Origin of the sequence: Bradyrhizobium sp. CCBAU 25360 (assembly GCF_028128695.1) — a bacterium.
Taxonomy (GTDB): domain Bacteria; phylum Pseudomonadota; class Alphaproteobacteria; order Rhizobiales; family Xanthobacteraceae; genus Bradyrhizobium; species Bradyrhizobium ottawaense.
Genome location: NZ_LBJA01000040.1, coordinates 1 through 23,047, shown reverse-complemented (window position 1 = coordinate 23,047; position 23,047 = coordinate 1). Strand labels below are relative to the sequence as shown.

The 23,047-nt window shown below is 64.9% G+C and carries 20 protein-coding genes; 10 read left to right on the top strand and 10 right to left on the bottom strand.

Going from position 1 to position 23,047, the window contains the following annotated elements; all coding sequences use genetic code 11:
* Positions 1-2: 2 nt before the first annotated feature.
* The 4 genes from ispG to XH81_RS19605 all read left to right on the top strand — a co-directional run bounded on the left by ispG (position 3) and on the right by XH81_RS19605 (position 4,767).
* Positions 3-1,286 (top strand): flavodoxin-dependent (E)-4-hydroxy-3-methylbut-2-enyl-diphosphate synthase, encoded by a 1,284-nt coding sequence (gene ispG / locus XH81_RS19620; RefSeq protein WP_028139631.1) that lies wholly within the window; start codon positions 3-5, stop codon positions 1,284-1,286.
* 245 nt (positions 1,287-1,531) lie between these two features.
* Positions 1,532-2,428 (top strand): TauD/TfdA dioxygenase family protein, encoded by an 897-nt coding sequence (locus tag XH81_RS19615; RefSeq protein ID WP_038949501.1) that lies wholly within the window; start codon positions 1,532-1,534, stop codon positions 2,426-2,428.
* 182 nt (positions 2,429-2,610) lie between these two features.
* The gene (locus tag XH81_RS19610) at positions 2,611-3,948 is read left to right on the top strand and encodes a Rieske 2Fe-2S domain-containing protein (RefSeq protein ID WP_028139632.1); all 1,338 of its coding nucleotides are present in this window, start codon (positions 2,611-2,613) and stop codon (positions 3,946-3,948) included.
* 3 nt (positions 3,949-3,951) lie between these two features.
* Positions 3,952-4,767, top strand: coding sequence for an N-acetylmuramoyl-L-alanine amidase (locus tag XH81_RS19605; protein ID WP_038949502.1), 816 nt, complete (start codon positions 3,952-3,954; stop codon positions 4,765-4,767).
* A 105-nt stretch (positions 4,768-4,872) separates the two neighbouring features.
* Here the strand turns inward: XH81_RS19605 and XH81_RS19600 are convergent, their stop codons facing one another.
* The 3 genes from XH81_RS19600 to XH81_RS19590 all read right to left on the bottom strand — a co-directional run bounded on the left by XH81_RS19600 (position 4,873) and on the right by XH81_RS19590 (position 7,992).
* The gene (locus tag XH81_RS19600; protein WP_028139634.1) at positions 4,873-6,480 is read right to left on the bottom strand and encodes a Na+/H+ antiporter; all 1,608 of its coding nucleotides are present in this window, start codon (positions 6,478-6,480) and stop codon (positions 4,873-4,875) included.
* A gap of 34 nt (positions 6,481-6,514) precedes the next feature.
* Positions 6,515-7,399, bottom strand: a complete 885-nt coding sequence (bla, locus tag XH81_RS19595; RefSeq protein WP_028139635.1) for a class A beta-lactamase — start codon at positions 7,397-7,399, stop codon at positions 6,515-6,517.
* Positions 7,400-7,617: 218 nt separating this feature from the next.
* The gene (locus tag XH81_RS19590; RefSeq protein WP_028139636.1) at positions 7,618-7,992 is read right to left on the bottom strand and encodes a nuclear transport factor 2 family protein; all 375 of its coding nucleotides are present in this window, start codon (positions 7,990-7,992) and stop codon (positions 7,618-7,620) included.
* A gap of 95 nt (positions 7,993-8,087) precedes the next feature.
* On the opposite strand from XH81_RS19590, the gene XH81_RS19585 reads away from it, so the two are divergent.
* Positions 8,088-8,516 (top strand): GFA family protein, encoded by a 429-nt coding sequence (locus XH81_RS19585; RefSeq protein ID WP_028139637.1) that lies wholly within the window; start codon positions 8,088-8,090, stop codon positions 8,514-8,516.
* Between the two features lie 183 nt (positions 8,517-8,699).
* Entirely contained in the window at positions 8,700-10,514 is a 1,815-nt protein-coding gene (locus tag XH81_RS19580) for a caspase family protein (protein WP_028139638.1), read from the top strand.
* Between the two features lie 44 nt (positions 10,515-10,558).
* On the opposite strand, the gene XH81_RS19575 is transcribed toward XH81_RS19580, so the two are convergent.
* On the bottom strand, positions 10,559-11,248 hold the full coding sequence (locus XH81_RS19575; protein WP_028139639.1) for a DUF1345 domain-containing protein: 690 nt from the start codon (positions 11,246-11,248) through the stop codon (positions 10,559-10,561).
* Between the two features lie 9 nt (positions 11,249-11,257).
* On the bottom strand, positions 11,258-12,181 hold the full coding sequence (locus XH81_RS19570) for a polyprenyl synthetase family protein (RefSeq protein ID WP_097668290.1): 924 nt from the start codon (positions 12,179-12,181) through the stop codon (positions 11,258-11,260).
* Between the two features lie 161 nt (positions 12,182-12,342).
* On the opposite strand from XH81_RS19570, the gene mtgA reads away from it, so the two are divergent.
* The 3 genes from mtgA to XH81_RS19555 all read left to right on the top strand — a co-directional run bounded on the left by mtgA (position 12,343) and on the right by XH81_RS19555 (position 14,165).
* The gene (gene mtgA, locus XH81_RS19565) at positions 12,343-13,017 is read left to right on the top strand and encodes a monofunctional biosynthetic peptidoglycan transglycosylase (protein ID WP_028139641.1); all 675 of its coding nucleotides are present in this window, start codon (positions 12,343-12,345) and stop codon (positions 13,015-13,017) included.
* A gap of 168 nt (positions 13,018-13,185) precedes the next feature.
* Positions 13,186-13,368, top strand: coding sequence for a 50S ribosomal protein L32 (gene rpmF, locus XH81_RS19560; RefSeq protein ID WP_007598106.1), 183 nt, complete (start codon positions 13,186-13,188; stop codon positions 13,366-13,368).
* Positions 13,369-13,511: 143 nt separating this feature from the next.
* Positions 13,512-14,165, top strand: a complete 654-nt coding sequence (locus XH81_RS19555; RefSeq protein WP_028139642.1) for a hypothetical protein — start codon at positions 13,512-13,514, stop codon at positions 14,163-14,165.
* Between the two features lie 6 nt (positions 14,166-14,171).
* On the opposite strand, the gene XH81_RS19550 is transcribed toward XH81_RS19555, so the two are convergent.
* Positions 14,172-14,432 (bottom strand): hypothetical protein, encoded by a 261-nt coding sequence (locus tag XH81_RS19550; protein ID WP_028139643.1) that lies wholly within the window; start codon positions 14,430-14,432, stop codon positions 14,172-14,174.
* Between the two features lie 222 nt (positions 14,433-14,654).
* On the opposite strand from XH81_RS19550, the gene XH81_RS19545 reads away from it, so the two are divergent.
* Entirely contained in the window at positions 14,655-16,349 is a 1,695-nt protein-coding gene (locus tag XH81_RS19545; RefSeq protein WP_028139644.1) for a putative bifunctional diguanylate cyclase/phosphodiesterase, read from the top strand.
* A gap of 103 nt (positions 16,350-16,452) precedes the next feature.
* Here the strand turns inward: XH81_RS19545 and XH81_RS19540 are convergent, their stop codons facing one another.
* The 4 genes from XH81_RS19540 to XH81_RS19525 form a co-directional block, all read right to left on the bottom strand.
* Entirely contained in the window at positions 16,453-17,961 is a 1,509-nt protein-coding gene (locus XH81_RS19540) for a tripartite tricarboxylate transporter permease (RefSeq protein ID WP_028139645.1), read from the bottom strand.
* Positions 17,962-17,965: 4 nt separating this feature from the next.
* On the bottom strand, positions 17,966-18,451 hold the full coding sequence (locus XH81_RS19535) for a tripartite tricarboxylate transporter TctB family protein (protein WP_028139646.1): 486 nt from the start codon (positions 18,449-18,451) through the stop codon (positions 17,966-17,968).
* A gap of 156 nt (positions 18,452-18,607) precedes the next feature.
* A complete protein-coding gene (locus XH81_RS19530) occupies positions 18,608-19,585 on the bottom strand; it encodes a tripartite tricarboxylate transporter substrate binding protein (RefSeq protein WP_028139647.1) in 978 nt (325 codons plus the stop codon).
* A gap of 208 nt (positions 19,586-19,793) precedes the next feature.
* A complete protein-coding gene (locus XH81_RS19525) occupies positions 19,794-22,661 on the bottom strand; it encodes a PAS-domain containing protein (protein WP_028139648.1) in 2,868 nt (955 codons plus the stop codon).
* Between the last annotated feature and the right edge of the window lie 386 nt (positions 22,662-23,047).

Here is a 23,047-nt window from a genome sequence, read left to right as displayed (position 1 = left end):
CCATGAACAAGCCCGAAACCACCATCGATTCCGACATCGCGGGGCCAGCGCCGCGCCATCACACCACCCAGGTCAAGGTCGGCGACGTCGCCGTCGGCGGCGGTGCGCCGATCGTCGTGCAGTCGATGACCAACACCGACACCGCCGACATCGACGGTACCATTGCCCAGGTCGCGGCGCTCGCGCGCGCCGGCTCCGAAATGGTCCGCATCACCGTGGACCGGGAGGAAGCCGCGGCCGCCGTGCCGCACATTCGCGACGGCCTCGCCAAGCGCGGCATCACCACGCCGTTGATCGGCGACTTCCACTATATCGGCCACAAGCTGCTCGCGGCCTATCCGGCCTGCGCCGAGGCGCTCGCCAAGTACCGCATCAATCCCGGCAATGTCGGCTTCAAGGACAAGCGCGACACCCAGTTCGCCGACATCATCGAGATCGCCAACAAGAACAGCAAGCCGGTGCGCATCGGCGCCAATTGGGGCTCGCTCGATCAGGAGCTGCTGACCAAGCTGATGGACGAGAACGCCGCCTCGGCCAATCCGCGCGACGTGCGCGCGGTGACGCGCGAAGCCATGGTGCAGTCCGCGCTGCTCTCGGCCGCGCGCGCCGAAGAGCTCGGCATGCCCAAGAACCGCATCATCCTCTCCGCAAAGGTCTCGGCGGTGCAGGATCTGATCGCGGTCTATCAGGACCTCGCCAGCCGCTCCGATTATGCCATCCATCTCGGCCTCACCGAAGCCGGCATGGGCTCGAAGGGCATCGTGGCGTCCTCGGCCGCGCTCGGCATCCTCTTGCAGCAGGGCATCGGCGACACCATCCGCATCTCGCTGACGCCGGAGCCCGGCGGCGATCGCACCCGCGAGGTGCAGGTCGGCCAGGAGCTGCTGCAGACCATGGGCTTCCGCACCTTCGTGCCGCTGGTCGCGGCGTGCCCCGGCTGCGGCCGCACCACCTCGACCACGTTCCAGGAACTGGCGCGCTCGATCCAGGATTTCATCCGCGACGAGATGCCGACCTGGAAGACGAAATATCCCGGCGTCGAAGAACTCAACGTCGCGGTGATGGGCTGCATCGTCAACGGCCCCGGCGAATCCAAGCACGCCAATATCGGTATCTCGCTGCCGGGCACCGGCGAAGCGCCCGCCGCGCCGGTTTTCGTCGACGGCAAGAAGTTCCGCACCCTGCGCGGGCCGACCATCTCCGCCGACTTCAAGGCGCTGGTCATCGACTACATCGAGCAGCGTTACGGCCAGGGCGCCAAGGTGCCGGTGACCGCGGCGGAGTGATTTCACTCCGCTAGCGCTCCACACTCCGCTGTCGTCCCTGCGAAAGCAGGGACCCATAACCACAGGGAGTGGTTTGGCGAAGACTCGGAGTTACCAATTTCGCGTCAAACCCCTCCCTGTGGCTATGGGTCCCGGATCTGCGCTTGCGCTTGTCCGGGACGACGAACTGAGTGTGCGGTGCAGATTGCACATCCCTCACCGCGCGCTACGATGGCTCCCAATCAAGAATGATCGGGAGACACGCCATGAGCTCACTCGCCGGCAAGCAGGGCCCGCGCTATCGCCACACGGCCGATGACGGCGCGCCCTATGAGACCATCGCGGTCGAGAAGCTCACCCCCATCATCGGCGCGGAAATATCGGGCGTGGACATCGGCAGGCTCGTCTCCGACGACGCGCGCTCCAACCAGCAGATGGACGAGATCCACCGCGCGCTCGCCGAAAACCTCGTCATCTTCTTCCGTGACCAGCAAATCACGCCGAAGCAGCATCTCGCCTTCGGCCGCAAGTTCGGCGAGCTGCATTTCCATCCCGCCGCGCCGCATGAGGACGAAGACCCGGCGCTGATGAAGATCTACGCCGACAAGAACTCGCCGCGCGCCAACGGCGAGGGCTGGCACTCCGACGTGTCCTGCGATCTCGAACCGCCGATGGGTTCGATCCTCTACATCAAGCAGTGCCCGCCGCGCGGCGGCGACACGCTGTTCGCCAACATGTACGCCGCCTATGAGGCGCTGTCCGACCGCATGAAGGCCTATCTCGATGGCCTCACCGCGCTGCATGACGGCGAGCCGATCTATCGCGGGCTCTATGCGAACTATGGCGTCGCCGACCGTCCGTCCTATCCGAGCGCCGAGCATCCCGTTGTGCGGACGCATCCCGTCACGGCCAAGAAGGCGCTTTACGTCAACCGCGGCTTCACCCGCCACATCAACGGTATCCCGCGGGACGAGAGCGACGCGATGCTCGCCTATCTCTACCAGCACGCCGAGAACCCGCTGTTCCAGTGCCGCTTCCGCTGGACCGAGAACGCCATCGCCTTCTGGGACAACCGCTGCACCCAGCACCGCGCGATGTGGGACTACTGGCCCCACACGCGCTCGGGTACGCGGGTGACGGTGAAGGGGGAGCGGCCGGTTTAAGGAGACGGTGCCGTAGGGTGGGCAAAGCGAAGCGTGCCCACCATCTCGCCGCACACGTGACAGGATGGTGGGCACGGCGCGCGAAGAGCGCGCCTTTGCCCACCCTACGAGAGCCCGTTCTTGCGTTGACGTCCTCCCGTGTCCGCGCCAATCTTCCTAAAAACAAATCGGGAGGATCTTCCATGCTTCGCGCAGAGGACAATAAATTCCTGACCGAGGCCGGCCCCGGAACGGGCATGGGCGAATTGCTGCGCCGCTTCTGGATTCCCGTCTTGCTGTCAGAAGAGCTTCCCGAGCCCGATGGCGAGCCGAAGAAGATCGTCGTCCTCGGCGAGGAACTGCTCGCCTTCCGCGACACGCGCGGCGTCGTCGGTGTCATCGACCAGTATTGCCCGCATCGCGGCGCCAATCTCTGGCTCGGGCGCAACGAAGAGTGCGGCATCCGCTGCGTCTATCACGGCTGGAAATTCGACACCGACGGCCGCTGCCTGGACATGCCGACCTCCTACCCCGACCTCAACGCCAAGGACCTGATCCGCATCAAATCCTATCCGGTGCGTGAATGGGGCGAGATGGTCTGGGCCTATATGGGGCCGCTCGAGGCCACACCCGAATTGCCTGATCTCGAAATGGCGCTGCTGCCGGCCTCGCACCGCTACGTCAGCAAGAAATGGCAGGACTGCAACTGGGTGCAGGCGCTGGAAGGCTCGATCGACACCGCGCATTTCACCTTTGCCCATCTCTCCTTCGACAAGGAGGAGAACGAGATCCTGGACATCAAGAAGCACTTTGTGAATCCGATCGCGCGGATGGCGAGCGATCACATGCGCTGGATCGCGGAAGACCCGCGTCCGGTGATCAAGATCAGCCCGCACGACGCCGGACTGACCATTGCCGGCGGCCGGCTCACCGGCGGCGACAGCATCTACTGGCGCATTGCGCAATTCCTGATGCCGTTCCACGCCTACGCGCCGAGCGCGATGCCGGGCGAGAGCATTTTTGGCCAGACCTTCGTGCCTGTCACCGACACCAATTGCTGGATCTACACCTATGCCTGGAATCCGGAGCGCCCCCTGACGCAAGCAGAGCGCGACGCCTACGACCGCGGCAACGGCGTGATCGCGGAGGTCGACGACCATTACGTGCCGCTGCGCCATAAGGGGAACGACTATCTGATTGACCGCAAGCTCCAGAAGACCCGGAGCTACACCGGCATCAAGGGTGTCTCCGAGCAGGACGCCGCCGTGCAGGACAGCCAAGGGCCGATCGCCGACCGCACCCGCGAGCATCTCGGGCCGACCGATCTCGGCATCATGCATTTTCGCAAGACCGTGATGGATCTGGCGCGGGCGCTGCAGCAGGGTGAGCCGCCTCCGCAGGCGGCGCATCAGGATCGCTATGCGGTGCGCTCGGGCGCCTGCGTCACCAGCAAGTCGAAGGATCTGCCCGCGGTCATGCTCGAACGATTCGGCGATGTCGCGGGCTTCGTCGGCCGGCCACGCATCGCGGCAGCGGAGTAGGATTTGTCGTCAGGGCGGGACATCGTCGCAATTCTCCTGGTGTCGCTGGTCGCGCTATTGCTTCCATCGATCGATGCGGGTCTGGCCGCCCCGGCCCGAAAGGTCGCGAAAGCGAGGCCCAGGCCTTCGCCCGCGCCAGCCAAATGTGAGATGCCGAAATTCCGGATCGTCGTGGATGTCGGGCATACGCCGGACTCCTACGGCGCACTGAGCGCGCGCAACGATCCGGAGTTCGGCTTCAACTTCCGTCTCGCAAGACTCATCACGGCGAAACTCAAGTCCGAAGGCTTTGCCGCAACACGCCTGCTCGTCACGGACGGCAAGGCTCGGCCCAGCCTGTTCAAACGTGTCGGCAGCGCCAATGGGTCGCGCGCCGATCTTTTCCTGTCGATCCATCACGATTCGGTGCCGGACAAGCTGCTCGAGACCTGGGAATTCGATGGCGCGAAGAGCTATTTCAGCGATCGCTTTTCGGGCCACTCGCTGTTCGTGTCGCAGCAGAATTCGCACTTCGCCACCAGCCTGGTGCTGGCCCGGATGATCGGCAGACAGTTGAAGGAGCAAGGCCTGCACTATGCCAGCCAATACACTTTGCCGCTGATGGGCCGTTACCGGCGCCAGTTGCTCGACAAGGATTTCGGCGTCTACCGCTATGACGGGCTCGTCGTCCTCTCGCGGACCAGCAGTGCCGCAGTGCTGCTCGAGGCCGGCTCCATCATCAACCGCGACGAGGAAATGGCGATGAACGCACCCGAGCGGCATGAGACGATTGCGGCGGCCGTGGCGTCGGCCATAGTGGAGTTTTGCGCGAGGCGGTAGTTGCTCCCGCCGTCATTGCGAGCGCAGCGAAGCAATCCAGAGTCTTTCCGTGGAGGCAGTCTGGATTGCTTCGTCGCAACGGCTCCTCGCAATGACTGGCCGCGCCTACAGCGGCGTCCGCCGATACTCCCGGTTCGCCAGGCTGGCTTCCTCCAGATCCAGATCGCGCTCGATCCGCCGCCGCGTCTCGTCGGTGATCTGGCCGTCGCGCAGGAGATCGTGGATGAATTTTCGTTCGGCGGCGATCAGGTCGCGGGTCAGCGCGGTGCCGGCGGCGGAGACGTCGTGGTGGGTGGGATCGAGTGAATCAGGCAGCTGGTTGACACGGATGTCGTGGCGGGCGCGCAGCAGCCGCATGACCTCGTCGGAAACGTCCTTCTGCTCGGTGAGCGCGTCGAGTGATTTCAGTGCTGCATCGAGCGCCTGGCGGCGTGCGGCGATCTCGGCCTCGTGCTCGGCGGCATGCTCGTTGCGGCCGGCCTCGGCGACGCCGAGCCACCGCACTACTGGTGGCAGCGTCAGCCCGACGCCGATCAGTGTGACGAAGATGACGCCGAAGGCCACGAACAGGATCAGGTCGCGATACGGAAATGCATCGCCATCAGGCAGCGTGAACGGCAGTGCCAGCGCGGCCGCCAGCGACACCGCGCCGCGCACGCCGGTGAAGGCGAGCACGAACGGCCATTGCCAGGGCGGCGACGGATCGCGCTCGCGCAACGATCTGCTGAGCATCCGCGGCAGATAGGTTGCGGGATAGAGCCAGGCGAAGCGCGCGACGACGACGATCACGAGGACCACGGCAGTCGCGATCAGGATGTCGTCGAGCGGGAACGCCTTCGATTTCTCGTAGAGCGCGCGCATCTGGAATCCGGTGAGCAGGAACAGCACGCCCTCGATCAGGTAGATCACGAGGTCCCAGAAGAAGATGCCCTGCAGGCGCGTTGCCGACGAGATCAGCAGCGGGCCGTTCCAGCTCACATAGAGACCGCAGGCCACCGTCGCGATCACCCCGGAGCCGCCGATATGCTCGGGCAGCCAGTAGGACACGTAGGGGGTGATCAGCGACAGCGTCAGCTCGACCTGCGGATCCCCGGACCATTTGCGGAAGCGAAGGGAGAGCCAGCCGACGCCGATGCCGAAGGCGATCTCGCTGGCGACGATGAGGAGGAATTCGCCGGCGGCGAGCGGCAGCGAGAAATGCCCGACCATGATGGCGGCCAGCGCGAAGCGGTAGAGGATCAGCGCTGTGGCATCATTGGCAAGCCCCTCACCCTCGAGGATGACCAGGAGCCGCCGCGGCATGTTGAGCCGGCGCGCGATCGCGAGCGGCGCCACCACGTCGGGCGGCGCGACGATGGCGCCGAGCAGGAAGCCGATGGTCCAGGGCAGGCCGATCATATAGTGCGTGGCGGCCGCCACCATCGCTGCGGTGAAGATCACGGCTCCGACCGCGAGCAGCACGATGGGACGCAAATTGTTCTTGAACTCACGCCAGCTCATGGCAACGCTCGCCGAGTAGATCAGCGGCGGCAGCACCATCAGCAGCACCAATTCCGGCGGCAATTCCACCGGGGGCATGCCCGGCACGAAGGCGAGGCCGACGCCCGCCAGCATCAGCAGGATGGCGGGGGCGACGTTGAAGCGGCGTGCGGCCAGCGCCACGCCTGCCAGTACGGCGAGCAGGATGAGAAAGGTCTGAAACTTCGCTTCCATGATGGTCTGTCTTGACCCGGAAGCGGCTGCAACGTCAATGCGCGTGGCTTACGCCGAGCCGCTCGGCCACCATCCGCCCGATGCGTGCAAAGGCGGCTTCGATCTGCGCCGCATTCGGTGTGCCGCCCTGGGTATAGGCCGCGATCAGGATCGGCGTCCCGGGCTTATTGTCGAACTTGGGCCAGACCACCGCGATATCGCCCGAGGCGTCCTTGCCGTTGTTGCCGGTCTTGTCGCCGATGGTCCAGCCCGCGGGCAGGCCGCCGCGCAACCGGTTCGCGCCGGTCTTGCAGTTCACCATCCAGTCGGTGAGCAGGGCACGCGAGGCCGGCGACAGCGCCTCGCCCACCACCAGGCGCCGCAAATTTCCCGCCATCGCTGCCGGCGTTGTGGTGTCGTGGGGATCGCCCGGCGGCGAGCGGTTGAGCTCGGGTTCGTTGTGGTCGAGCCGGGATGTGGTATCGCCGAGCGATCGCCAGAAGGCGGTGAGGGTGGCGGGGCCGCCGATCCTCGCCAGCAGCAGATTGGCGCAGGTATTGTCGCTGAGCTCGACGATCGCCTTGCACATGTCGCTGACCGACATCGCGCCGGCCGCAAGATTCTGTTTGGCGGTCGGCGCGTAGTCCAAGAGGTCAGGCTTGCCGTAAGCGATCATGGCCGCAAGCTGCTCCTCGCCGCGGTCGACCCGGGCCAGCACGCAAGCCGCAAGCGAGGCCTTGAAGGTCGAGCACATGACGAAGCGCTCGTCGGCGCGCCATGCGAGTTTTTTTCCGGTCGCAAGGTTCTCTGCATAGACCCCGATCCGTCCACCGCTGTCGCGCTCATAGGTTTCGAGCTCAGGCAGGGCCTCAGCGGCCAACGCGGGGGAGGCGGCGATCCAGCACAGCGAGGCGAGCAGGGAGCGACGATCGAGATGCATGGGGAGCTTTCGGGAGAAGAGATGGAAGAGATTACGCACGCTTCATCCGCGCCGTCATTGCGAGCGCAGCGAAGCAATCCAGAATCCCTCCGCGGAGAGACTCTGGATTGCTTCGTGGCAAGAGCTCCTCGCAATGACGCCGCGAGAGTTATGCTTGCAATGATGCAGAATGGAGGGCGAGCGCGTCCGAATTCAGGCAGCGGAACGTCAGGCCCTCCTCATTCCCTCAGGTCATACCGATACGACTTCGACACGATCTGCCAGCCGTCGGCGAGCTTCATCGCCACCAGATAATCGGTGAAGAAGCGCGGAGGCAGTTGGCAACGGACCTTGATGAAGGCGGTCCTTTCGTCCGAACGGTCGATGGTGACGATGAAATCCTCGCGCGGCTTGCCTTCAGCCTTGGCGGAGGCGCGCTTGCGGACGCGGTCGAGCCAGTCGGGCACGGTCAGGACCTGAAGCTCGCCCTTCTCGACCCAGCGCAAGTCAGCGGAGGGATGGAAAATGGTGCCGAGCTTCTCGGCGTCACCCTCGTAAAGCCCGTCGAAATAGGATTGCACGACGGCTTCGATACTCGAACGGTTCTGGCTCATGGGTCATCCTTTTGCATGATGGCTTGGGCGGAACTTAGTCGTACACTTCGAAATGCGCTATGGGTGTCTCTCGCTAATCGCGCGAGGGTGTTGGAATGACCGGATCAGAAACTTCGAACGCTCGTATGCTGATCGGCGAATGCTACTGCCGCGCCGTGCGCTTTGAGGTGGCCGACGCGTTCTCCTATGCGATGAACTGCCACTGCTCGAACTGCCGCCGCACCACCGGCTCCGCCTTCAAGCCGTTCGCCGGCATCGCGCAGGACAAGCTCCGCATTGTCGGGGGAGGGGATCAGCGGATGATTTTCGGCGACGACACTACCCATGACGCCCATTGTGGGCGATGCGGCTCACTGCTTTATTCCCGGGTGCGGGAAGGACAATGGGTCCATGTCGCCATGGGAACCCTGGTTGATGCCCCCTCGATCCGGCCAAGCGCCCACATTTTCGTAGCCTCGAAGGCGCCCTGGCACGAGATTTCGGACAATCTGCCGCAATATCGGGGGCATATTGGCGATGGCTAGGGGAGTTCGGTCTGTCCGCCGGTTTGGCAGCGAACCCCGACCGCGCTGGCGCGACAAACAAAGGGGGTCCTTCGGGCTGTCGCCGGCCCGGCCTTGGTGACCTCCATCACAAGCGCCGGCACCGGATCCTGCTAAAGCGGTCACAAGGGGGACCGAAACGTCCCGAACTTCGGAAGTCGTGTCATGCGCAACCTGCTCAGACTCTGCCCGCTTCTCCTCGCCGCCGTGCTGCTGTTCGGCACGGATCCCGCCTTTGCCGGCAACCGCGTCGCGCTGGTGATCGCCAACTCGGCCTATCAGCACGCGCCGTCGCTCGCCAATCCCGTCAACGACGGTGCCGTGATGGCGAAGACGCTGAAAGAGGCCGGTTTCAACAGCGTCGATTTCCGCCACGACCTGTCGGCCCTGGATACGCGGCGCGTGCTGCGCGAGTTTGCCGATGCGACCCGCAATGCGGACATCGCCGTGGTCTATTATGCCGGTCACGGCATCGAGGTCGAGGGCTCGAATTATCTGATCCCCGTCGACGCCAAGCTCGAGCGCGACACCGACGTCTACGACGAGGCGCTCTCGCTCGACCGCGTCCTGGTCGCCGTCGAACCGGCAAAACAGCTTCGGCTGGTGATCCTGGACGCCTGCCGCGATAATCCGTTCGGCAAGACCATGAAGCGCACGGTGGCCGCGCGCGGTATCGGCCGGGGGCTTGCCCAGGTCGAGCCGACCAGCCCCAACACGCTGATCGCCTATTCGGCGAAGGCCGGCTTCACCGCCCAGGACGGCGACGGGGCCAACAGTCCCTTTACGGTCGCGCTGTCGAAGCATCTGACGACGCCGGGCCTCGACGTCCGCCGCGCCTTCGGCTTCGTGCGCGACGACGTGCTCAAGTCGACCGGTAACAAACAGGAGCCGTTCGTCTACGGCTCGCTCGGTGGTGAGGACGTGCCGCTGGTTCCGGTCAAGGTGACGGCCGCAGCAACAGTTGCGCCTGCACCGAACCCGCAGGCCGACATCCGCCGCGATTACGAGCTCGCGCTCCAGGTCGGTAACAAGGCGGCGTGGGCCGCCTTCCTCGCCCAGCATCCCGATGGCTTCTATGCCAGCCTCGCCAAGCTTCAGGTCGAGAAGATTGGTGCCGAGCAGGCCCATGCGGCTGCCACCGAGAAGGCGAAACAGGCCGAGGCGGAACGTGATCGTCTCGCCGCGCTTGGCGCGCAGAAGGATGCACAGGCCAAGGCCGCGGCCGATGCGAAGGCCGCCGAGCAGGCGCAGCTCGCCGCGCAGAAGGCCAAGGAGCAGGCGCAGCAGCAGGCAGCTGCCGCCGAGCAGCAGCGCGTCAACCTCGCCGCTGCGGCCCCGAGCGCGGCGCCGGCCAGCACGGCGAGCCCTGCAGGCACCAATGTTGCCACCCTGACGCCGGCGACCGCGCCGGCCGATCTCAGCCGCTCGGTGCAGACCGAGCTCGGCCGCGTTGGCTGCTTCTCGGGCGCTGCCGATGGCACTTGGAGTACGTCCTCGCAACGCTCGCTGTCGCAGTTCAACCGCTATGCCGGCACCAAGCTCGACGTGAAGGTAGCGAGCACTGACGCGCTCGATGCGGTCAAGGCCAAGCCGTCGCGCGTCTGCCCGCTGGTCTGCGAGCACGGCTTCAAGGCCGATGGCGACAAGTGCACGAAGATCGTCTGCCGTGAGGGCTATGCGGTCAACGACGACAATGAGTGCGAGAAGAAGCGAGCCGCCAAGCCGGCCAAGCCTGCAACGGCGAAGCGCGACGACGGTGATGAACGTCCCGCCCGGCAGCGTCCTCAGGCCGGCGGCGCGGCGGGCGGCTATGGTGCCGCGGCCGGCATTGCTGCCGCTGCCGGCGCCGGTCGCGCCGCAGGTGGCGGGCAAGTCATCTGCAATAGCACCGGCTGCCGTCCGGTCAGCCGCGGTTGCCACCTCGAATATCGCGGCGGCGGCGGTCCCGGCAACGATGCCAATGCCGAAGTGTGTCGTTAGGGTGTGCATGATCCAGATCGTCGTCCCGAAAGGCCGGGACGACGTCAGGTCGCAATCGCGCTCGCCGCGATGTTGACCGTCAGTGCCAGCAACGCCGTGTTGTAGATGAACGACACGATCCCGTGCGCCGTGGCCGTGCGGCGGATCGTCTTGTCTGTGATGCCAACGTCGGAGACCTGCGCGGTCATGCCGATCACGAACGAGAAATAGACGAAGTCCCAGTAGTCGGCGTGGTCTTCCTTGTCGCCGCTCGGGAACTGAAGACCACCCGGGGCGTTCCGATAATAATCATGCGCGTAATGCAGCGCGAAGGTCGTGTGCACGGCGGCCCATGATAGCGCGATGGTGCTGATGGCGATGGTCAGCTCCAACACGCCCCGGTGCGGTGTGCCGAGCTCCGAGACGATCGCGGCGATGCTGGCGAAGGCGCCGATCGCCGTCACCAGCAGGATCACGAAACGGCCGTCGTCCTGCATCGCGGCGGCGCGCCGGATGTGCTGGTGGTCGTTGCAAAGCATCATTGCGTAGACCAGCACGAGATAGACCGCGATCAGCGCATCCCAGCCGAACAGGAGCCGTGTCACCAGCCGGTGTGAGCCCGGCAAGAGCAGACAGACCAGGACGCCAGCCGCGAGCGCGATGAATGTCCGCGGCCGCGCATAGAGCAGCCGCATCGGCCGCGACATCTGGCGGAAGCGGGCGAGGACGGGGTCTTCTTTGCCCTCGGCCGCCATCGATGCGTGTCAGCTCTTCCGCTCGGCGACGAAGCGCGCGGCCGCTTGCAGCACGGCGGCGCGCTCACCGAAGATCGAGACCGCGCTGTCGGCCCGCGCGAGCAGGTCGCGCACGCGCTGCTTGGCGCCTTCGATGCCGAGCTGGGTGACGAAGGTGGTCTTGCCGAGTGCGGCATCGGCGCCGGCCGGCTTGCCGAGCGCCGCCGCATCGCCTTCGACGTCGAGCAGATCGTCGGCGATCTGGAAGGCTTCGCCGAGCGCGCGGCCGTAATCGTCGAGCGCCTGATATTCCTTTTTCGTGGCCTGGCCGAGGATCGCGCCGGCGATGCAGCCGTAACGCAGCAGTGCGCCGGTCTTCATCTGCTGAATGCGGGCGACATCGATCGGCTCGTTGCCGCCGAAGCGGCCTTCGCCGGCGAGATCGAGGATCTGGCCGCCGACCATGCCGCCGATGCCGGCGCAGCGCGCCAGCGCGCGTGTCAGCAAGAGCCGAACATTGGCGTCACGATGGATCTCGTCGCGGGTGACGATGTCGAAGGCGAGCGTCAAGAGGCCGTCGCCGGCGAGGATCGCGGTGGCGTCATCGGTCTGCTTGTGCAAGGTCGGGCGGCCGCGGCGCAGGTCGGAATTGTCCATGGCGGGCAGATCGTCATGGATCAGCGAATAGCAGTGGATGCATTCGAGCGCGGCGCCGACCAGCAGTGCGGCTTCACGGGGAACACCGAACACAGCCGCGCTCTCGACCACCAGGAACGGGCGCAGACGCTTGCCGCCGTTCAGGCTCGAATAGCGCATTGCGTCCATCAGTCGCTTGGGCCGGGCGATCTCATCGTGCAGGATGTCGTCCGACAACAGGCGCCCGAGCAGGGCCTCGGTGTCATCAGCGGTCTTGTCCAGACGCTTGGCGAAATCGGACGGGGACGTGCCGGTCATCAAGAAGGGCTCCAGAACTAAAATTCGGCGGGACAATCCTTTATGCGCCCGCCCCAGTCAATCGTTTGGAAGGCCTAAAAAGTGCTGGAAAAGGCCCGAATTATCACAGACTTAATGGGGAGAGCCGTGGCCGCGTTTCGTTCCGTGCCGGAAAGGTCGATTTGCGCATCGTCAAAATCCTGCTGGTAGCGCTCGCGGTCGTCATTCTCGCGCCCTATGTGATCGCGCCGTTCTACCGCACCGGCCATCCGGTTTCGACGCTGATGGCGTGGCGCTCGCTTCGCGGCGCGCCGATGCAGCGGGAATGGATCGATCTGGCGGCGATGTCGCCCTCGCTGCCGCGATCGGTGGTTGCAGCCGAGGATGCCCATTTCTGCAAGCATCACGGCATCGATTGGGGCGCGCTACGCGAGGCGATCGACGACGCGCAGGAGGATGGTATGCCGTTCCGGGGCGCCTCCACGATCACCCAGCAGGTCGCGAAGAATCTGTTCCTCTGGCAGGGCCGGGATTTCGTCCGCAAGGCGCTCGAATTCCCGCTGGCGCTCTGGATCGATCTCGTCCTGCCCAAGTCGCGGATCCTGGAGATTTACCTCAACATCGCCGAGCTCGGCCCGCAGGGCCAGTTCGGGGTGGGGGCGGCCAGCGCCTATGCCTTCGGCAAATCGGCCGCCGGCCTCTCCCCCCGGGAGGCGGCCCTTCTGGCCTCGATCCTGCCGAATCCGGTCAAACGCAGCGCTAAAACCCCCGGTCCGGGCGTCCGGCGGCTGGCCGGGACCTATGTGGCAAGGGCGCAGGCCTCTTCGCTTACGACCTGTTGGCGGGAAAATCGCTGATTTTGGGCCCTTTCCGGGCGTATTTTCCGGCCCAAAAGCCTAGCTTTGCGGCCAGCCTTCCTCTATAAGCGCGGCCTTGATCGGCATTCAGCTCGCCTCGGATTGCGGGTGCTGAGCCGTCCCTCGCGGACGATGCCCTGATAACACCAATCCCTAGAGGATATTGAAATGGCCGTTCCGAGAAGAAAAACCTCGCCGTCGCGCCGTGGCATGCGCCGCTCGGCAGACGCCATCAAGAAGCCGACCTATGTGGAAGACAAGGACTCTGGCGAGCTCCGTCGTCCGCACCATCTCGACCTCAAGACCGGCATGTACAAGGGCCGTCAGGTCCTGAAGAAGAAAGAGTCCTGAGTTAAGGACCTTTCTCCAGGCAGGATAATCGGGCCTGCCTGATTTCGGCCAACCCATGAGATATGACAGTGACGGCGGCGGAGCTAATGCTTCGCCGCCGCATTGTCCTGTCTGGATATCTTGATCGAGAAGGCATTTCGCCGATGGTCGGTTTCCCGCTGCTTCTGATTCCGCTCGCGGTCTACAACATCATCGCCTTCCTGATGCCGAGCGTGTCCTTCACGGATGTGCTGTTCAAGGTGCCGATGGTGTCAGGCGAGACCTGGCCGGTCACGCTCGCCGACGTGATGCTGGCGCTCGGTATTGTGCTGCTGCTGCTCGAAGTGGTGAAGGGCGCGCGGCCCGGCTCGAAATTCCTGATGGATCATCTGCTGTCACTGATCCTGTTCGGTGCGGCCGCTGCCGAATTCGTGATGTGGCCCAAATTCGGCAACTCGACCTATTTCCTGCTGGTGCTGCTCGCGATGGCCGATTTCCTCGGCGGCATTGCCCAGCGCACGCGCCGCCGCGTCACCTATGTCGCCGAGACAACGGTGCCGGCGCCACGCAAGGCCAAGCGCCAGGTGGAAGCTCCGGCGGGGGATGCCGCGGCCGAGCCCAAGTTCGAGCCGGTGACCGCGCCGATCGCAGCACCGGCGGCACCGCCCGCGCCCTCGGCACAGTCGGTCGCCGAATCCGTGTTGATGGATCCTCCCGCACCGAAGCCGGTGCAGAGCACGCCATCGCCGGAAGTCCCCTCGCCGCATTTGCAGCCGGGCGACGGCACGTCTCCGTCCCCCGACACGCCGCCGCGCTGATCGATCTCAAGCCACCTGCCGCGTGCGCGCGCTGACGCTTTGCAGCGGGCGCTTGCTGCCATAGGCCGTCTGCGCATCTTCGGAAGAGGCGCGGCGCAGCCTGCTTGCCTGGGGCAGATGTTCGGCATTGGCGATCAGCTGGGCGACGAAGCTCGGATCGGGACGCGGCAACGGCGTCTTGTGGACCCATTGCAAAACCGGCAGTAGCGGCACCAGGGCCGTGCCCGTGCCGTTATCCGCCGCGTCCGTTCGATCGGTACTCAACATCGCTATCACCGTTGATCCGGCAGAGCCTGTCGCGTTTCGGGACGCTGGCGCCGGGTGCGTGTCAGTACTCGCAAGGCCTATGCCGGACGGGCCGGTTTGGTTCCCCCGGCGTGTAGAAACGTGGTTTCCAAATTGTTTATCAACTTTGCCTAGGGTTGGGGACGAATCTGGCTCTATCCTGTGTCAGCTCAGGACTTTCCCCTGTCCCGAAACGAGGCGATTTTGATCCCCGCATTACCGCAAGCCTCCGACATCCTGGCCGCCCTCGGCCAGGCCGTGTTTGCCTGGGACATCGGCAGTGATGCGATCGTCTGGGGTGACCAGGTCGCCAGCGTCTTTCCCGGCATTCCCGCCGAGCGGCTGGCGACGGGCGCCGAATTCGCCAAGCTGATCGAGCCCGCGCCATCGCTGCGGACCGCGGCGCTGGCACAAGCCTACGCCGTGCATGGTGCCGACGGCACGCCCTACCGGGTCGAGTACGGCGTGCGCATGAGCGCCGCCGATCCTGTGATCTGGATCGAGGAGACCGGCCGCTGGTTCGCCGGCCCCGACGGCCGCCCGGTGCGCGCGATCGGCTCGGTCCGAATCAACAATGAGCGCCACGCCCGCGACGAGGAGCTGACCAAGCTGGCCCGGCTCGATCCGCTGACCGGCGAGCTCAACCGCTCTCATCTGATTGCCGCGCTGGCCGAGGCGATCGAGGAGACGACCCGCTTCCGCTCGACCGCGGCCTTCATGCTGGTCGGCATCGACCATCTCGCCCGCGTCAACGACGCCTTCGGCTTCGACGTCGCCGACGCCGTGATCCTCGACGTCGCCAAGCGCATCCGCTCCCGCCTGCGCGGCGGCGACGTGCTCGGCCGCTTTTCCGGCAACAAGTTCGGCCTGATCCTGAAGAACTGCACCGTCGACGACATGAATGTCGCCGCCGAGCGTTTCCTTGCCGGCATCCGCGACGAGGTGGTGCCGACCAAATCCGGTCCGGTCTCGGTCACCGCCTCGATCGGCGCGGTCAGCGTACCGCGCTATGCCCGCAACACCGACGAGGCCGTCAACCGCGCCCATGAGACGCTGGATGCCGCCAAGCGCCGCCGCGTCGGCTCGTTCGCGGTATGGCGTCCGGATGCCACACGCGATGCGCAGCGCCGCGTCAACATCCGCGTCACCGACGAAATCGTCACCGCACTGAACGAGCGCCGCATCAAGCTCGCCTATGAGCCGGTGGTGTCGGCCGGCTCGCGCGAGCGCGCTTTCCATGAATGCCTGGTGCGGATGGACCAGGGCGACGGCCAGGTGCTGCTCGCGCCCGACATTGTGCCGGTCGCCGAACGGCTCGGCCTGATCCGCCTGGTCGATCACCGCGTGCTCGAGCTCGTGGTGGCCGAGCTCGCCGCCGCGCCCGACATCTGCCTCAGCCTCAACATCTCGCCGGATACGACCATGGATCCGGACTGGTGGGCGGGAATCGAATCGCTGATGCAGGCCCATCCCGGCGTTGCCGAGCGGCTGATCGTCGAGATCACCGAGACGGTCGCGATCCAGGACATCGATGACGTCCGTGCCTTCGTTGGCCGCCTCAAGCATTTCGGCAGCCGCATCGCAATCGACGATTTCGGCGCCGGCTACACCTCATTCCGAAACTTGCGCAAGCTCGGCGTGGATATCGTCAAGATCGACGGCGCGTTCGTGCAGAACATCACCCATTCCGCCGACGATCGCGCCTTCGTGCAGACCCTGATCGATCTCGCCCGCCGCCTCGACATCAAGACGGTGGCCGAATGGGTGCAGGACGAGGAGGCCGCCAACATGCTGCGCGACTGGGGCTGCGACTACATCCAGGGCAGGTTGATCGGGCTGGCATCAGCGGAACGCCCGTGGGGCGCCCCGCCGGATAACGCGCTGCCTGCAGCGAGCTGAGATCTCGTAGGGTGGGCAAAGGCGCACTTGCGCCGTGCCCACCATCTCTCCAACAATTCGGCGCGAATGGTGGGCACGCTTCGCTTTTCCCACCTACGAAAGGTCACGCCCCCTCATCCAGCGCCACCAGCTCGCGCTTCTTGCGCAGCGACGGCAATAGTGGCGCGATCAGCAGCACCAGGGCAAACACGAGACACACCCCCGAGATCGGCCGCTGCACGAAGGTCCAGAGGTCGCCCTGCGACAGGATCAGCGACTTGCGCAGATTGTTCTCCATCATCGGCCCCAGCACGAAGGCCAGCACCAGCGGTGCCGGCTCGTAGCCGAGCTTGCGCATGAAATAGCCGATGATGCCGAACGCGATCATCACATAGACGTCGAACACGTTGTTGCTGGAGCAGTAGACGCCCAGGATCGTGAACAGGATGATCAGGGGAAACAGGATGTTGTAGGGCAGCTTGAGCAGTTGCACCCACATGCCGATCATCGGCAGGTTCAGGATCAGCAGCATGACGTTGCCGATATACATGCTGGCGACGATGCCCCAGAACAGGCCGGGGTTTTGCGTGATCAGCAGCGGCCCCGGCTGCAGACCGTGAATGACGAACGCGCCGAGCAGCAGCGCCATCACCACATTCGGCGGAATGCCGAGCGTCATCAGCGGAATGAAGGCGCCGCCCGCCGCGGCGTTGTTCGCCGATTCCGGCCCGGCGACGCCTTCGATCGCGCCATGGCCAAAACGCTCCGGCGTCTTCGATAGCCGCTTCTCCAGCGCGTAGGAGGCAAAGGACGCCACGACCGCGCCGCCGCCCGGCAGGATGCCGAGGAAGAAGCCGAGGATGGTGCCGCGGCCGACCGGACCTGCACTCGCCTTCCAGTCCTCCCTGGTGGGCAGCAGATGGGTGATCCTGGTGTTGATGATGTCGCGCTTGATCGCCTGCTCGGTGTTGAGCAGTACCTCGGCAACGCCGAACAGGCCCATCACGACAGGCACGAGCCCGATGCCGTCGATCAGCTCCATGCGGCCGAAGGTCAGACGCGGCTGTGCCGTGATGCTGTCGAGCCCGATCAGTCCGAGCACGACGCCGATGCACGCCATCAGCAATGCCTTCGGCATCGAACCCTGGGTGAGGAAGGTGAGCACCACGAGGCCGAGCACCATCAGGCTGAAATATTCGGCCGGGCCGAACGCGATGGCGACGCTGGCAAGCTTCGGCGCGACCAGCATCAAGGCGATCAGCGCGAATGTGCCGGCAATGAAGGAGCCGAAGGCGGAAATGCCGAGCGCAGGGCCAGCGCGTCCCTGCTTCGCCATCTGGTGGCCGTCGATGCAGGTGACGACGGAAGCTGCTTCGCCGGGGATGTTGACCAGGATCGAGGTGGTCGAGCCGCCATACATCGAGCCGTAATAGATGCCAGCCATCATGATGATGCCGGATTCCGGCGTGCCCGACAGCGTCACGGGCAGCAGGAGCGACATCGCCGAGATCGGCCCGATGCCCGGCAGCACGCCGACCAGCGTGCCGATGAAGACACCGATGAAGCAGTAGAGCAGGTTGACCGGCAGCAGCGCGACGCCGAAGCCATGGGCGACGTTGACAATCGTATCCATAGGGTCAGCCGATCCCGAACAGGCCCGAGGGCAGCTGGATCAACAGCAGCCGCTTGAGCACCCACCACATGCCTGATGGCACCAGCACGGCGATCGGGATCGCCAGCGTCCAGCGAACGGGATCAATCAGCCGCAACAGCAGCAGCACCAACGGGATCGACGACAGCAGGAAGCCGAGTGGTTCCAGCGCAATGGAGAATGCCACGAGACAGCCAATCAACAGGAGCGGCTTGCTCCAGCGCACATTCTCCCAGCGCGAGGCCAATGTCGGTGCACCCTCGGTGACCGCCGAGACGATGATGGCGCCTGCGAACACGCACATCAGGATGCCCGTGTAGAACAGCACGTAGCCGGAGCCGGGGTCGTTGATGGTGCCGAGCTTGAGCTTCATACCGGACCAGATCACGAAGCCGCCGAGCCCAAGCCCGATCAGCCCGCCCCAGAGCTCGGAGTTGCTTAGGCGGAGTTTGACGTTGGTTTGACTGTTCATCGGCGCTCTCTCGGCCGTTCCCCGGACGCTGCGCAGCGCGAAGCGGTGCGCTGCAGAGCCGGGGCCCATAGGCCCGTGGCAAAGGTGGGTTCCGGCTCTGCGATGCACTGCTGAAGAAGCGTTGCACCGCGTCCGGGACACGGAACTGGCTCAGCCCTACTTCTTCGCGAGCCCGAGGGTCTCGATCACCTTGCGCTCGGACTCCGTGACCTCGACCACGAACTTCTTGTAGTCCTCGGTGTTCTTGTAGTTCGGCACCATGTCGTATTTGGCAAGCGTAGCCACGACCGCCGGATCCTCGACCGCCTTCTTGAAGGCATCGTGCAGCTTGGCGACGATCTTTGGATCCATGCCTTTCGGGCCGGCGATGCCGAAGGGGGAATCATAGACCATGGGATAGCCGAGCTCCTTCAGCGTCGGCGCGTCGGGATAGTTCGGCGAGCGTGCGCCGGTCCACACCATCAGCAGCCGCAACTTGCCGGCGTCGACCAGCGGCCGCCATCCCGTGGAGTCCGCCTGAAGCATCGTGTGCTGCCCCAGCACCGCGGCATTGGTCTCCGCGCCGCCCTTGAAAGGGACTTGCGTCAACTTGATGCCGGACATCGCGGCGATCTGCTCCATGCCGATATGCAGCGAGGTGCCGGCGCCCGGCGTGGCATAGGTCACCTTGCCCGGATTCGCCTTGGCGAACTCCACGACGTCCTTCCAGCTCTTGAACTGCGACTCCGCGCTGGTGGTCACACCGAAGGTGTAGCCGGTGAGATGGATGATGTAGGTGAAGTCCTTTGCCGGATCCCACGACACTTCCTGCATCAAGGGCAGGCGGAACACGGTGATCGGAATCTGCGAGATGGTGTAGCCGTCCGGCTTCGCGGCCGCCGCCATGGTCGCCGGGCCCACCGTGCCGCCGCCGCCGGCCTTGTTGTCGATCACGATCGGCTGCCCCAGCACCTTCGAGGCGCTGTCGGCGATGGCGCGCATGGAGATATCGGTCGATCCGCCGGCCGGCCATGGCACGATCAGCGTGATCGGCTTGCTGGGATAGTCCTGCGCGCTGGCGGCAGTCGAGAGCAATGCGCCCATGACAGCATGCATCGCGGCAAATGCGATCGTCTTCAGCCCGTATCGCGGCATTGAAACTCCTCCCCTCGCGGCGGCCTCTTTGAGGGTCGCCGTTTCTCGTTCTTGCGAGGTGATTGTTCCTGAAATCGACGGAGAAGAAAAGCGCATTGCGCGGATCGCGGGCGCCGGGCGGTGCGGCAATCCCGGTCGAGGCGGCACGTGCGACAATTCGTCGTTTTTTCGTGTGCCGAGAGACGGAATTTGAGGGAGCAGAAAGCCGCTACGCCACGCGCCGGACCGAACTCAGCGTCTCTATGGCGCGGCCGACCTCCGATGCCGGGCACGGCCTGCCGAAATAATAGCCCTGTACGGCGGTGCAGCCGCATTCGCGGACGAAGTCGAGTTGCTCCTCGGTCTCCACGCCCTCCGCGGTCGTTTCGACGCCGAGCACGGAGCCGAGGCTCGCGATGGTGCGGACGATGGCAACGCTCTCCGGACTTTCGCCGAGCGTGCCGACGAAGGAGCGATCGATCTTGATGCGATCGAACGGAAATTTGCGTAAATAGCTCAGCGAGGAATAGCCGACGCCGAAATCGTCGAGGCTGACGTGCACGCCTAACGCGCGAAGCTGGTGCAGGATCTCGATCGTCGCCTCGCTGTCGTCGAGCAGCGCCGTCTCGGTGACCTCGAGCTCGAGCCGTTGCGGCGGCAGGCCGGCTTCGGCAAGTGCGCTCGTGACCATCGCCACCAACCCACGCGAGCGGAACTGCACCGGCGACAGATTTACCGCGACGGTGACATCGGGCCAGGATGCGGCAGTCGCACAAGCGCTGCGCAGCACCCATTCGCCGATCGGAACGATCAGCCCGGTCTCTTCAGCGATCGGAATGAACTCGGCCGGCGAGACGAAGCCGCGCGAGGGATGTTTCCAGCGCAGCAGCGCCTCGAACCCGGTGAGCTCGGATGAATCCAGCCGCACCTGCGGCTGGAACACCAGATGGAATTCACGCGCCTCGAGCGCGCCGCGCAGATCGTGCTCCAGCGCGTGCCGACTGCGCGCCTCTTCCTCCATCTCGGGCTCGAACAGCTGATAGGCGCCACGCCCCTTGGCCTTGGCCTGGTACAGCGCGAGATCGGCGCATTTCATCAGCTCGTCGGCATCGAGCCCGTGGTCGGGCGCGATCGCGATGCCGACGGAGACGCCGACATGGATCGACTGGCTTTCCAGCGGCGGCGGATGACCGATGACCTCGACCAGGCGCCGGGCCAGCTTTTCCGCCGATCGCGGTTGCGGTCCGCGCTGGAGCACGGCGAACTCGTCGCCGCCGAGCCGGGCGACGGTATCGTGCTCGCCGACATTCTCCTTCAGCCGCGCCGCGACCCAGCGCAGCAGACGGTCGCCGGCGGCGTGGCCGAGGCGGTCATTGACGGTCTTGAAATTGTCGAGGTCGAAGCACAGCACGGCCATGGCGCCGCCGGCGATCGCGACCTGGTTCAGTCCCTCGCCCATCTTCTCGCGGAACAGCGTGCGGTTGGGCAGGTCGGTCAACGAATCGTGCCGCGCCATGTGCGCGACGCGCGCCTGGGCCTTGTGGCGCTCGGTGACGTCCTCGTAGGTGACGACCCAGCCGCCATGCTCCATCCGCTTGTGATTGAGCTTGATGATGCGGCCGTCGCTCAAATGACGGTGCAGCGTATGCTCGCCCTCGCGTAGCCGCTCGACGTAATCGGCATAGAGCCGCGCGGCTGTGGTGTTCTGATGGATACCGAGCTCGCAGCTATGCTCCATGATCTCGCGCATCGAGACGCCGGGCTTCACGACATCAGGCGACAGGCCGTACATCTCGATGTAGCGGCGATTGCACACGATGACGCGCAGGCTCGCATCGAGCATGCACAGGCCCTGGCTCATGTTGTTCAGCGCCGCGTCGAAGCGGCGATACTGCTCGCTCAGCTCCTCGATCGCGTGCTCGCGTTCGGTGATGTCCTCATAAGTGGCGACGAAGCCGCCCTGGGCCAGAGCGCAGTACCTGACCGAAATCACGGTGTTGTTCGACATCCGTCGGCGCATCGGAGAGGCGTCGTGATTGGCGATCCTCGCACTGGCGGCTTCCAGCAGCTGTTGCGGGCTGTATTCGGAAGAGAACGCGCCGTTCGCCATCGAGCGCTCGATCAACTCGGCGAGATGCGTGCCGGGCCTGGTCTCTTGCGGCGACAGCAGGTAGATCTTGCGGTAGGTGGTGTTGCAGACGCGGAGGCGCATGTCGCTGTCGTAGAAGGCGAGCCCATGCGCCATATTTTCCAGCGCCGCGTCGAGGATGAAGTTCTGCTGCCGCAGCGTTTCCTCGTATTGCAGCCGCTCCGTGACGTCCTCATGCACGGTCACCCAGCCGCCGTCGGGCAGGAAGCGCGAGACCGCCTGCACCATGCGTCCGTCATGGCGCATCACCAGCAGGGATTTCGCCTTTCTGGCCCGCACGTCCTCCAACCTGGAGTTCTGGAAATCGTCGGCCGCCATGCCCGGCAAATTGCCGCGTGACATCCAATGGTCGATCACCGTGCTATGCGGGACCCCTGGCTTCACGATCTCGGGGTCGAGATTGTAGAGGTTCAGGAAGCGTTCGTTGCAGACGACGACACGGCTGTCGGCATCGTACATGATGAGGCCGTGGGACATGTTGGAGAGAGCGTGCTGGCTGCGCTCCGTCTGCACGCGCAATTCCGCCTCGAGCCGGGCGAGGCGGGTGACATCGTCGCAGATCGTCATCCAGCCGCCGCCGGGAAGCGGCTTCAGCTCGAGCGACATGACGAGGCCGGTCGCAAGCTGCTGCTCGGTCCGGAACGGCTTTCCCCCCGCGATCTGCTCCACGCGCCTGGTGTAGAGCGTCTCGATCTCGCTCACCGGAAAGTTGCCGAGCGAGGCGCTGTGAGCGAGCACGTCGCGATAGCTCGTGCCGATCCGCACGATCTCGGCCGACATGTTGAACAGGCTCAAATAGCGCTGGTTGACGAGCACGATCCGGTTGTCGGCATCGTAGACGCAGACACCCTGTTCCATGTGGTCGAGCGCAAGCTGGCTCAGCGCGACCAGGGCCTCCGGGCCTTGCTCGCGGCGTGCACCAAGCTCGTTATCGCGGGTCGAAATCATGGGTTGGCGGGGTCTCGGCGGGCACTAGACTTAACGCAACCTAATTCAGCCATCGAGGGTAGCGAAGAGGCCGGAAAATTCCCTTAAGCGCAGTAGTTTACGGAGGATGACTGGCGAGGGAGAGCGCGTCGGAAATGCGGAGGTGCGCGCGAGAGTTGGCCGGGAGGGAGCGTCAAATGAAGTGTCGTCCCTGCGAAAGCAGGGACCCATAACCACAAGAAAGGTTTGACGGAGATTGGAAGTGAAGGGGCCTTCCCGTGGTACCAGCATTGCGGCTTAGGGACAGATCACGCGGTATGGGTCCCTGCGTTCGCACTAGGGCATGCACATATCTGGTGCGGCGGATTGACTCGGGTTCGTCCTGGGGGTTCCAGAATCGGAGATCT